The sequence below is a fragment of the Streptomyces sp. NPDC058534 genome, assembly GCF_042717365.1.
Classification (GTDB): domain Bacteria; phylum Actinomycetota; class Actinomycetes; order Streptomycetales; family Streptomycetaceae; genus Streptomyces.
In genome coordinates this window covers 19,609-30,532 of sequence record NZ_JBHXNW010000053.1, presented here as the reverse complement: position 1 = coordinate 30,532, position 10,924 = coordinate 19,609, and the positions used below count along the sequence as shown (strand labels likewise).

Annotated in this window: 10 protein-coding genes and 1 pseudogene; 4 read left to right on the top strand and 7 right to left on the bottom strand. The window is 66.3% G+C overall.

Translation table 11 applies throughout. The features are described 5' to 3' along the window. The first annotated feature begins 116 nt into the window (after positions 1-116). The gene (locus tag ACFWR9_RS28330) at positions 117-1,103 is read left to right on the top strand and encodes a helix-turn-helix domain-containing protein (RefSeq protein ID WP_383846737.1); all 987 of its coding nucleotides are present in this window, start codon (positions 117-119) and stop codon (positions 1,101-1,103) included. A 186-nt stretch (positions 1,104-1,289) separates the two neighbouring features. On the opposite strand, the gene ACFWR9_RS28325 is transcribed toward ACFWR9_RS28330, so the two are convergent. Together ACFWR9_RS28325 and ACFWR9_RS28320 are read right to left on the bottom strand one after the other, a co-directional pair. Next, positions 1,290-1,742 (bottom strand): transposase, encoded by a 453-nt coding sequence (locus ACFWR9_RS28325; RefSeq protein ID WP_383846785.1) that lies wholly within the window; start codon positions 1,740-1,742, stop codon positions 1,290-1,292. A gap of 198 nt (positions 1,743-1,940) precedes the next feature. Next, entirely contained in the window at positions 1,941-2,150 is a 210-nt protein-coding gene (locus ACFWR9_RS28320; RefSeq protein ID WP_383846735.1) for a hypothetical protein, read from the bottom strand. Between the two features lie 1,477 nt (positions 2,151-3,627). Between ACFWR9_RS28320 and ACFWR9_RS28315 the strand changes: the two are divergent. From ACFWR9_RS28315 to ACFWR9_RS28305, 3 genes and pseudogenes are all read left to right on the top strand, one after another. Beyond that, positions 3,628-3,726, top strand: a pseudogene (locus tag ACFWR9_RS28315) (transposase); the annotation flags it as partial. A gap of 420 nt (positions 3,727-4,146) precedes the next feature. Beyond that, positions 4,147-4,575 carry an IS200/IS605 family transposase gene (tnpA, locus tag ACFWR9_RS28310; RefSeq protein ID WP_383846783.1) on the top strand — a complete coding sequence of 143 codons (429 nt, stop codon included), beginning with the start codon at positions 4,147-4,149 and terminating at the stop codon, positions 4,573-4,575. Next, the gene (locus tag ACFWR9_RS28305) at positions 4,572-5,780 is read left to right on the top strand and encodes an RNA-guided endonuclease InsQ/TnpB family protein (protein ID WP_383846733.1); all 1,209 of its coding nucleotides are present in this window, start codon (positions 4,572-4,574) and stop codon (positions 5,778-5,780) included. Before tnpA ends, ACFWR9_RS28305 begins: the two co-directional genes overlap by 4 nt. A 191-nt stretch (positions 5,781-5,971) precedes the next feature. Here ACFWR9_RS28305 and ACFWR9_RS28300 read toward each other — a convergent pair whose 3' ends face one another. From ACFWR9_RS28300 to ACFWR9_RS28280, 5 genes are all read right to left on the bottom strand, one after another. Beyond that, entirely contained in the window at positions 5,972-7,582 is a 1,611-nt protein-coding gene (locus tag ACFWR9_RS28300) for an FAD-dependent monooxygenase (protein WP_383846781.1), read from the bottom strand. Between the two features lie 184 nt (positions 7,583-7,766). Continuing rightward, the gene (locus tag ACFWR9_RS28295; protein ID WP_383846731.1) at positions 7,767-8,654 is read right to left on the bottom strand and encodes an amino acid ABC transporter permease; all 888 of its coding nucleotides are present in this window, start codon (positions 8,652-8,654) and stop codon (positions 7,767-7,769) included. Beyond that, on the bottom strand, positions 8,651-9,316 hold the full coding sequence (locus tag ACFWR9_RS28290) for an amino acid ABC transporter permease (RefSeq protein WP_383846730.1): 666 nt from the start codon (positions 9,314-9,316) through the stop codon (positions 8,651-8,653). Before ACFWR9_RS28290 ends, ACFWR9_RS28295 begins: the two co-directional genes overlap by 4 nt. An 85-nt stretch (positions 9,317-9,401) precedes the next feature. After that, positions 9,402-10,238 (bottom strand): glutamate ABC transporter substrate-binding protein, encoded by an 837-nt coding sequence (locus ACFWR9_RS28285; RefSeq protein ID WP_383846728.1) that lies wholly within the window; start codon positions 10,236-10,238, stop codon positions 9,402-9,404. Positions 10,239-10,297: 59 nt separating this feature from the next. Beyond that, positions 10,298-10,924: amino acid ABC transporter ATP-binding protein (locus ACFWR9_RS28280; RefSeq protein ID WP_383846726.1), on the bottom strand; the 627-nt coding region annotated here is incomplete at its 5' end.

Here is a 10,924-nt window from a genome sequence, read left to right as displayed (position 1 = left end):
GCCGGGAGCCGGGAGCCGGGAGCCGGGAGCCGGGAGCCGGGAGCCGGGAGCCGGGAGCCGGGAGCCGGGAGCCGGGAGCCGGGAGCCGGGAGCCGCGCGGAGAGTGAGGTGTGGTCGTGATCGGGACTGTGTTTAGAACCAATGATGTGCCTGTCGGCGACAGATTCGAATACTGGTGTTCCCTTGTCGGCCGCACCCGCCCCAGTGACATGAGCAGCGCACATACTGAGGACTTTCGAGCGGAACTCCTTATGATGGAGCTGGGGCAGGTGAAAGTCTGGCCGACGTCGACTTTACCCACGCGCTACCGACTGAGCCCTAAGGAGTCGCTACAAGCCGGTTCCAATCTGTACCACTTGACGCTACTCTTCGACAGAGGGCTGACCCTCGAGTACGCCGGGAGCACTCACACGTTCGCCCCCCGTGATCTGCATATGGTCGACGATTCGCAGCCCTATGATCTCCAGCCGACCGATGAGAAGGCGGACGCGCTCGTTACCGGAGTAGGCGTCGACTTTCCCAAGACGCTTCTGCCACTGCCTGAAAACCGGGTGCGACCGCTACTGGGGCAAGGCCTATCAGGGCGTGAGGGCATGGGCGCCATACTCGCGGGGTATCTCACCGGGCTGGCGCAGGAGGCGAAAGCACTTCAGCCGCGCAACGCCGCGCCGCTGGGAGCGGTCGTGATTGACCTGGTGTCGGCTTGGCTCGCCCAAGTATCGGAAACCAATACGGCTTCGCCGCGAGAGATTCGTCGCCAGATTCTTCTCAGGCAGATAGAGGCGTTCATCTGCCAGAACCTGCACGACCCTGAACTGTCGCCGCGCAATATTGCGGCAGCGCACCATATTTCAGTCAGTTACCTGCACCGCATATTCGAATGGCAGAAACATGGTGAAACAGTGGCCGCAAGCGTTCGTCGACAACGCCTAGAAGGCGCTCGCCACGATCTGGATAATCCAACCATGCTCACCACACCAATACACACTATCGGTGAGCTGAGGGGATTTCTCCGGGCTAGCGAGTTCAGTCGCGCTTTCAAGATGGCCTATGGAATTTCACCCAGGAAGTATCGAATGAGGTCACTACGGGAGAGGGAGTAAATATGACCCCTACGGCAAACTGTGTCCTCGCCCTCTACTCCAGATATGTCTGCCTCCCGCACCTCGTGCGATAGTCACTAAGCGTTTTCCAAGCTGGCGGTGCGGCTGGGCAGTTGGGCTGTAGGCAGGTGAAGCCTTTGGTAGATGGGTTTTCGACCAAGAAAACCGTCTCTATTGATCAGAAACTTATGAGGTTCTGGCACAGGACGTTGCGGACGTTCGGGCCGCTGGAGTAGCCGCGGACGATGTGCGGCTGTCGCTGGCGTCTGCGGAAGAAGCGGCGGGTTTCGGCGGCAAGTTCGGCCTGATCGCGAGCCCGGTGCCGCTTGGGCAGGCTGCGCTTGAGTCTGCGTTGACGAGCTCCTCGGGGTTCGGCTCGGGCGAGTACGGCGGCAGGAAGTGCAGGTCGACGTCGTCGGGGTGGTCGACGAGCCAGTCGCGGACCTTCTTGGAGCGGTGTGCGGAGTGCCCGTCGACCACGAGGTGGACCGTGGGGTTGAAGTGGCCGGCGAGCCGGTCCAAGAAGCGGCAAATCACCTGGGCGGTGAAGCTCTCGGTGAAGACAATGAAGTGCATCCGGCCGTTGGTAGTGATCGCAATCATCGCGTTCACGAAGAACTGGGTCCCGCTCCGCCGCACCGCGGAAGTCTTCCCCTTCTCGCCCCAGGTGCGGCCGGTGACCTTGGGCGGAACGGATCCCGACCTGGTCGGCGAAGAGGATCTCACTGCCCTCAGCCTCGCCTGTGTGAATCTTCGGCCAGGTCTCGGCGTGTCAGCGCCGGAATTCCTCGGGGTCCTGCTCGACGGCCCCCTGTCCGGATGCTGGAACGACAGCCCTCAGCGGTTGAGGCACTTGCCCACACCAGGCCCGGTCAGCCGCACGCGGTACAGCTTCGCGATCAGCTCGCCCACCAGCCGCCGGGTCCACAACTGCCCACTCGGGCCCACGTCGCAAGGCCGGTGGTCGAGGACCGCCTGCCGCACTGCGGCGTGCTCGTCCTCCGCGAGAACCTGGTGCACACCGACCGGCTTGCCTCGAGGACGCATGACCAGCGCCTCCCGCCCGCCGGCCTGCCACTTCGCCCACCAAGTGTCGATAGCCTGTGGCCGCTGGGATACCTTTTCCACAGGCCAGCAGGCAGTCAACCGCTCTCACGCGAAGACCCAGTCCTGAACAACCATGAGGGTCCGTCAGTAACCTGACGGACCCTCATGGTTGATTCAATTACCTATGAAGCCTTCGTCATGATCCCCGCATGTTCCGGGAACGTCTCCGGCGGACACCACACGATGGAGGGGCCGCTGGACTTCCAGACTCCCGCCTCGCGTGACACTCTGTCACCGCCGATGTACCGCACGCACACTACGATTGCCTTGTAGTGCCCACCATTGCTCCGTGTGCACTCGGCCTCCGCTCCCCGATTCGCGTCGTAATTCGCAATCCTGTAGGAGCAGCCGGTCGGGTGGGCCTTTACCGTCATGGGCTCAGCGGAAGTCGCCGACGCCGTACCCTGCAAGCCGAGGATGGATGCTGTTAGAAAGCCGCCGGAGACCAGCACTGACCAACGCTTCTTCATTTCCGCTAACTCCCTCTCGATCGAATCCCTATAGATCACACCACGCGTGCCGCCTCTATGCCTGGTGAGTCTTAATTGACCTTCGTCTCGACACCCGCTACCGAGGGGCGAGAGGAGCCGTAGCAGTACGCGAAGGAAGTTCCACCGCTCTGCCAGTTCCCCACTACCGACGACACTTTGCCAGTCCCAGGTTCCTTGCAATTCGCAATAGCCCGGTAGTGGCCACCATTGCTGTGCTTGCATATAGCCCAGGTCCGGTAGGAGTCAGCTATTCCATAGCTGCAACCAGACGGATGCGACTTAACGCTTAGGTCCGTAGCAAGGGCTGTCGTTCCCGACCCGAGAACTATCATGGCTCCCATTACAGTCCCGACCGTCGACCCGGCGATAAGACGCCGAGGGCTAATACTCTGCAGCATTCCCCTTCTCCTTCCGTCACTTCATGACCTAGCGCGCCTGTGGGGTTCAGCTCCAGCTCTGGCACAGAATGTCGCCTCAACCACCGTTCAGTAGCACCAGTTGCTTGTTAATCAGAATGCCTCAATGATCGTTGTTCGTGTTTGCTTTGCGTCCACAGTTTTTTGGCACGGGGTCGACAGAAGCAGTCATGTCCCGTGGAGTGGTGTAGTCACGGCAGATGTTTGGGCCAAGACCGCGCGGCGCCGAGCGAGTCCGGTGCGGCGGGGTTGGGGAAGAAGTGGACGGCATCGGCACGGCGTTTTGATCTCCCGATTCAGCCGTTCCAACTAACAAGCTTGTGCACGGTTGGCGGTGAGACGTCGATCCTGGGTGGTTGATCATGGTCGGGTGGTGGGGAACTCGACGGGTACGGTGACTCATCAGCAATCGGCGGAACACGGGTCTCGCGACGGAGGGACTGCTGAACTCGTCAGTGAGATCGGTCCGTTGTTTCCCGACCGCGGGAGCGGGCGGTGGGCGCCGGCGCGATGTACCGGCCGGTGTTCGTCGACCGGCGCCTGGCCACGCTCGTCCATCTTCGTCACGGAGCCACCCGTGACGTGATGGCCGGCTGGTTCGGAGTGGACTGCTCCACCATTACCCGGGCCGTCGTTGAGGTGCTGCCCCTACTCGCCGAGCGAGGCTGCACCGTCAGCCCCGACGTGCGGCTGCGATCTCTCGCCGAGGTCGTCGACCATCTCGAGGCGAGCGGTATGACCGGCATCGGTGACCGCAGCGAGATCCCGGTCCGTCGGCCCGCTGCTGGACGCAAGGGCCGCGACAAGTCATTTCCTGGCAAGGCCATGGTGGTCACGGACAGCGCAGACCGCGGGGCCGTGGTGCAGCCCAGCAAGGACCGCAAGCTGCACGGGCGTCACCCATGCCCGCCAGTTAGGGCTGATCAGGCTCCAGGTCGATGGTTCCGCAGTGGAGATCGGGACTGCTGCACGGTTCGCTTGTACCGTCTTCCAGGCGTGCTAGACCTGCGGCGTGTGTATAGTAATTACGTGACTACGGCCAGGAAGGTCCGCCGGTTTTCCGGTGGCGTGTACGACTTGGGTCTCCACGTGGTGTGGTGCCCGAAGTACCGCCGTCCGGTCCTCGGTGGACGAGTCGCAGAACGCCTGGACGAACTGATCCGGGCCAAGGCCAACGAGCGCGGATGGGAGATCATCACCCTTGAGGTGATGCCCGACCACTTGCACCTGTTCGTCAAGCACGACCCGAAGTCATCCGCCTCCTACGTCGCGAACCAGTTCAAGGGCTTCACCTCCCGCGTGCTGCGGGCGGAGTTCCCTCATCTGAAGTCACGGATGCCCACACTGTGGTCGTCGTCGTACTTCGCCGCATCAGTCGGTGTGGTGTCGGCAGCGACGGTGAAGAAGTACATCGACACGCAGTGGGAACGCCCCGGGAAAAAGGACGCCCGGTCGTGATTCGGGCCTACAAGTTCCGCCTGCGCCCCACCGCCCGCCAGGAAGCCGCTTTGCGGGCGATGCTGGCCGACCATTGCTCGCTCTACAACGGGGCACTCCAGGAGCGGCGGGATGCTTACCGGCACAGCTCGAAGACGAGCATCTCCTATGGGCAGCAGTCCGCCCAGCTCAAGAGCATCCGCGACTTCGACCCCGAGCGGCAGGGACGCTGGTCCTTCTCTAGCCAGCAGGCGACGTTGCGCAGGCTGAACAAGTCGTTCGCCGCGTTCTTCCGCCGTGTGAAGGCCGGGCTGACACCGGGCTATCCCAGATTCAAGGGCGTCGGCCACTTTGACACGGTCGAGTTCCCGAAGGACGGCGACGGCTGCCGCTGGGACAGCACACCCCACGACGCCCGGACCCGCGTACGTCTCCAAGGTGTCGGACACGTCCGCGTGCACCAGCATCGCCCGGTCAGGGGCCGGGTCAAAACGGTCAGCGTCAAGCGTGAGGGCCGACACTGGTGCGTCGTCCTCGCCTGCGACGACGTTCCCGCCGAACCGATTCCCGCAACGGGCAGTATCGTCGGCATTGACATGGGCACGGTGCACTTCTTCACTGACTCGGGCGGCATCCACGAGCCCAACCCCCGCTTCCTCGCCACGATGGCGGATGAGCTGACAGCCGCCCAGCAGCACCTTTCGACCTTCCCGAAGCATACGAAGCGACGGACGAAGAAGCACCGGGCAGCTGCCCGCAAGGTCGCCGAGCTCCACGCCAGGATCCGGCGGCAGCGCCTTGACCACCACCACAAGACGGCCCTCGCCCTGGTCCGCGCACACGACGTGATCGGGCACGAGAAGCTGAACACGGCCGGGATGACCAAAGCCCCGGCGCCCAGGCCCGACCCTGGGCAGGACGGCGCGTTCCTGCCGAACGGTGCTGCCGCCAAGGCCGGGCTGAACAAGAGCATCCTCGACGCGGGTTGGGGACAGTTCCTCGGAATCCTGGCGCAGAAGGCTGAGAGTGCCGCTCGCCGCGTGATCCCGGTGGACGCCCGCAACACCTCCCGCACCTGCCCCGACTGCGGGCATGTCGCGAAGGAGAACCGCGTTACCCAATCGAAGTTCGAGTGCATCGCGTGCGGTCTGGTGGCCAACGCCGACCACGTCGGCGCACTCAATGTGCTCAGCAGGGCCGGGCTGGTCCTCTGCGACAGTGCTTAGCCACCGACGCAGGAAGCCCGCGACGTCAGTCGTGGGTGGAGTCACATGGACCCTCCGCCACGCGCGCGCCGCGCCCCCGCCTGCCCCCATGGGGCCAGGTCAACTCAGCGTCACCATGCGGACGGTGATCGTCTGCCGAAAGCCGCCAGTGGCCAAGAGCCGCCGACGGCCGTACGGTCGAGACGCCCCGCTCAGCGGGACCCGGCCGTTGCTCCCGCCCCCTCATGGGCCCCCGTCGTCGGCCCGCCCAGCGTCGCCTCCGCGGCCGTGTACAGATCGGCAGGGCGCACCCCGGTCAGCGCCGTGACCAGGTGACCGTCCGGCCGCACCAGCAGCACCGTGTGCGCGGCGGCACCGGGATAGCTCTCGGCGACCAGCAGCTCGGCCCGGTGGGGCAGTGCCGTCACCGCCGCCGCCAGCCGCGGCATGATCCCGGCGGTCACCCAGTGCTTGCGGTCCCACACCCCCGTCCCCGGGGCGATCAGCACCACCAGCAGCGCCCCGCGGCCGAGCCGGTCGCGCAGCCGCACGAAGGTGCCGTCCTCCGCCGTGACCCGCACATCGGTGACGGGCGCCCCGGGCGACGTACCGACCTCCGCCTCCCCGGCGACGGCCTCGGGCGCGAGGGGCGAGTCGGCGTACGTGCCCGGCGCACCCAGCGCGCCGCGCCCCAGATGACCGTCGGCGAGCAGCGTGTCGTGGCCGCGGGACGATCCGGGGACGTACGCACGCAGTCCGCCGCCCCCGCGCAGCAGCGGGAGCACCTGGTCGGCGGCGCGCAGCCGCGCGGCGATCGCCGCCCGCCGCTCGGTCTGGTAGCTGTCGAGCAGCGCCTCGTGCGGCCCGTGATGCCAGGCGAGGGCGAGCTTCCAGGCGAGGTTGTCGGCGTCCAGCAACCCCTCCTCCAGGCCCTGTGTGCCCAGGGCACCCAACAGGTGCGCGGCGTCCCCGGCGAGGAGCACGCGGCCCACCCGCCAGCGGCGGGCCAGCCTGTGGTGGACCGTGTGGACGCCGGTGTCGAGCAGTTCGTACGCCGGCGGCGCGCCGTCGGACCAGCCGGTCAGGGTCTCGCGGACGCGGTTCACCAGCAGCTCGGGCGTGACCAGGTCCTTGCCGGGCGGCAGCAGCCAGTCCAGACGCCAGACGCCGTCCGGCAGGGGGCGGCCCACCACCTCACCGGCCGACGGACCGGACATCCGCCACGGCGGCATCCGGTGCAGCAACGCCTCGTCGGCCCAGGGGAGTTCGGTGCGCAGCGCGGCCACGGCGTATCGTTCCACCGCCGTACGGCCGGGGAAGCGGATGTCCTGGAGCTTGCGGACGGTGGAGCGGGGGCCGTCGCAGCCGACCAGGTAGCTGCCGCGCCACCAGGTGCCGGCGGGGCCGCGGGTGTGCGCCGTGACGCCCGACTTCTCCTGCTCGACGCTGTCCAGACGGCTGTCCACCGCGACCTTGACCAGCGCCTCACGGGCGAGTGCCGTGCGCAGGACTTCGGTGAGCTCGTGTTGGGCGAGGTGCAGCGGCGGCGGCTCGGCGTCGCCGAACTCGACCTCGCGGATCACCTGCTTGCGCCGCACGGACCGCCATCCGGCCCAACGGCAACCCAGCCCCGTCAGCGAGGTGCCGGTCAGCCGCTCGACGAGCGCGACGGCGTCCGCGCGCAGGACGACGGTGCGGGCGGGGCGTGCTTCGTCCTTGCCGGGCCCTTCGTCGAGGACGACACAGGGCACCTCCTGCCGCGCCAGCGCCAGGGCGAGCGTGAGCCCGACGGGCCCCGCTCCGGTGATGATCACCGGGTCCACGGTGCGGCGCCCCCTGCCCGTGGCGGTGTCCCGGGGGACGTAGGTGAACAGGACGTTGGGGCAGGGTGCACGGTCACAGAACGTATGCAACCTATTGCCGCTGCTTGCGTCAAGTGACGGAGGCCGTGGCGATCATGCCACGGCCTCCGTGATGGTCGTACGAAGTGATCAACCGCCTCGCGCGTCAGGTCGCGCGGCCGGTTCCGGTTCCCGCGGCCTCCGTGTCGTCCGCCTTGAGTACGGCACCGGTCGACTTCTTGGCCCGCCGCAGTCGGCGTTCCAGCCAGCTCGCGAAGCTGGTGAGGAGGAAGTTGAGCGCGATGTAGATGACCGCGACGACGGTGAAGCTGGCGATCACGTTGGCGCCGTAGTAGCCGCTCATCGTGTTGGCCGACGCGAGCAGCTCGGGGAAGGTGAGGACCGCACCGCCGAGCGCGGTGTCCTTCAGGATGACGACGAGCTGGCTGACGATCGCCGGCAGCATCGTGGTGACCGCCTGCGGCAGCAGGATGGTCCGCATCACCTGGCCCTTGCGCAGGCCGATCGCCATCGCCGCCTCGGACTGGCCCTTGGGCAGAGCCAGGATGCCCGCCCGGACGATCTCCGCGAGGACGGAGGCGTTGTACAGCACCAGGCCCGTGACCACGGCGTACAGCGGACGGTCGTCGGAGCTGACGTTGGTGTATTCGGCGAACAGGGCGAGGCCGAAGATCATCAGGACCAGCACGGGGATGGACCGGAAGAACTCGACCACGACCGTCGCCGGGATCCGTACCCACACGTGGTCCGACAGGCGGGCGATACCGAGGACCGCGCCGAGCGGGAGGGCGATGATCACTGCGAGGGCAGCGGCCTTGAGGGTGTTCTCCAGGCCCGGCCAGATGTACGTGGTCCAGGCCTCGGAGCCGGAGAAGAACGGCTTCCACAAGGCCCATTCCAGCTGGCCCTTGTCATTGAGGGTGCTGAACACCCACCACAGCAGGGCCGCGAGGGCCACTATGAAGACCGCCGTGAAGACGATGTTGCGCCGCTTGGCACGGGGGCCCTGGGCGTCGTAGAGAACGGAACTCATCGCTTCACCGCCACCTTCTTGCCCAGCCAACCGAGGAACAGGCCGGTCGGCAGGGTCAGGACCACGAAACCGAAGGCGATGACCGCGGAGATCAGCAGCAGCTGTGCCTCGTTCTCGATCATCTCCTTCATGAGGAGCGCCGCCTCGGCGACACCGATGGCGGCAGCCACCGTGGTGTTCTTGATGAGAGCGATCAGTACGTTCGCCATGGGGACGACGGAGGAACGGAAGGCCTGGGGCAGCACCACGTGGCGCAGCCCCTGTCCGAAGCTGAGCCCGATCGCCCGTGCCGCCTCCGCCTGTCCGACCGGCACTGTGTTGATGCCGGAGCGCAGGGCCTCGCACACGAAGGACGAGGTGTAGAGGATCAGGCCGAGCACGGCGAGCCGGAAGTTGATCGTCTCGACGTCGTTCGCGCCGAGGGAGATACTCAGCGTCTGGTTCAGGCCCAGCGACGTGAACAGGATGATGACGGTCAGCGGGATGTTCCGCACGGTGTTCACGTACGCGGTCCCGAAGCCGCGCATCAGCGGCACCGGCCCGACGCGCATGGCGGCCAGAGCGGTACCCCAGATCAGGGAGCCGACGGCCGAGAGCACAGCGAGCTGCACCGTCGTCCAGAAGGCTCCCAGTAGGTCGTAATCCTTAACAAAGTCGAACACGATCTCCCGCGCTTCCGCGTGTAGGGATGCCCGCCCCCGGTGCGCCGCCCCTCCTCAGGGCGACGCACCCCGTCAGGCGCTGGCCTCAGCTCTTGATGTCGCCGATCTTCGGCGCCGGCTCGTTCTTGTAGTTGGCCGGGCCGAAGTTGTCCTTGACGGCCTTGTCCCACGACTTGTCGGAGACCATCTCCTCAAGGGCCGTGTTGATCTTGTCCTTGAGGTCGCTGCCCTTCTTGACGCCGATGCCGTAGTTCTCGTTCGTCAGCTTGAAGCCGCCGAGCTTGAACTTGCCCTTGAACTGCGACTGGGCGGCGTAACCGGCGAGGATCGAGTCGTCGGTGGTCAGCGCGTCGATGGCGCCGTTCTGCAGGCCGGGCAGGCAGGCCGAGTACGTCGGGTAGGGCTGGAGCTGAGCCTTGGGCGCCAGCTTCTCCTTGATGTTCTGCGCCGACGTCGACCCAGTCACCGAGCAGAGCTTCGCGTTGTTCAGGTCCTCCGGCGACTTGATCTTGTCGTCGTCGGCGCGGATCAGCACGTCCTGGTGGGCGAGCAGGTACGGGCCGGCGAAGTCGACCTTCTCCTGGCGCTCCGGGGTGATCGAGTAGGTGGCGGCGATGAAGTCGACGTCACCGCGCTGCAGCATGGTCTCGCGGTCGGCGCTCTTCGACTCCTTCCACTCGATCTGGTCCTCGGTGTAGCCGAGCTTCTTGGCGACGTACGTGGCGACGTCCACGTCGAAGCCCTCGTAGCCGTCCGGGGTCTTCTGGCCGAGGCCGGGCTGGTCGAACTTGATGCCGATGGTGATCTTCTTGCCGTCACCGCCGGACGAGCCGCTGTCCTTGTCGTCGCCGCCACACGCGGTGGCGGTCAGAGCGAGGGCGAGCACGGCGGCCGAGGCGGCGGAGACCTTGCGAAGCTTCATGGTGAACTTCCTTTGGCTGTGATCAGACGATCAGACGATCAGGCTCGGGAGACGGGGTCTCAGTGGTGCAGGATCTTCGACAGGAAGTCCTTGGCCCGGTCGCTGCGCGGGTTGCTGAAGAACTGGTCCGGCGTCGCCTCTTCGACGATGCGGCCGTCGGCCATGAACACCACGCGGTTGGCGGCCGAGCGGGCGAAGCCCATCTCGTGCGTGACCACGACCATGGTCATGCCGTCACGCGCGAGCTGCTTCATGACCTCCAGGACCTCGTTGATCATCTCGGGGTCGAGAGCCGACGTCGGCTCGTCGAAGAGCATGACCTTCGGGTCCATGGCCAGCGCCCGCGCGATGGCGACACGCTGCTGCTGACCGCCGGAGAGCTGAGCGGGGTACTTGTCCGCCTGGGCGCTCACGCCGACCCGGTCGAGCAGCGCGCGGGCCTTCTCCTCGGCCTTCTTGGCGTCGACCTTGCGGACCTTGACCTGGCCCAGGGTCACGTTCTCCAGCACCGTCTTGTGCGCGAAGAGGTTGAAGGACTGGAAGACCATGCCGACGTCGGCACGCAGCCTGGCCAGTTCCTTGCCCTCCGCGGGAAGCGGCTTGCCGGCGCGCGCGGGCGGTACCGCGTGGCCAGGGGCCAGACGCGCGCGCTGGTGGCCCGCGAGAGTCTGGGGCGCGCCGCCGGG

What these genes read in the sequence shown, in the direction of transcription:
- ACFWR9_RS28320 (WP_383846735.1), bottom strand. Translation starts at nt 2,150, where the DNA reads ATGCGTCCTCGAGGCAAGCCGGTCGGTGTGCACCAGGTTCTCGCGGAG.
- ACFWR9_RS28295 (WP_383846731.1), bottom strand. Translation starts at nt 8,654, where the DNA reads ATGAGTTCCGTTCTCTACGACGCCCAGGGCCCCCGTGCCAAGCGGCGC.
- ACFWR9_RS28285 (WP_383846728.1), bottom strand. Translation starts at nt 10,238, where the DNA reads ATGAAGCTTCGCAAGGTCTCCGCCGCCTCGGCCGCCGTGCTCGCCCTC.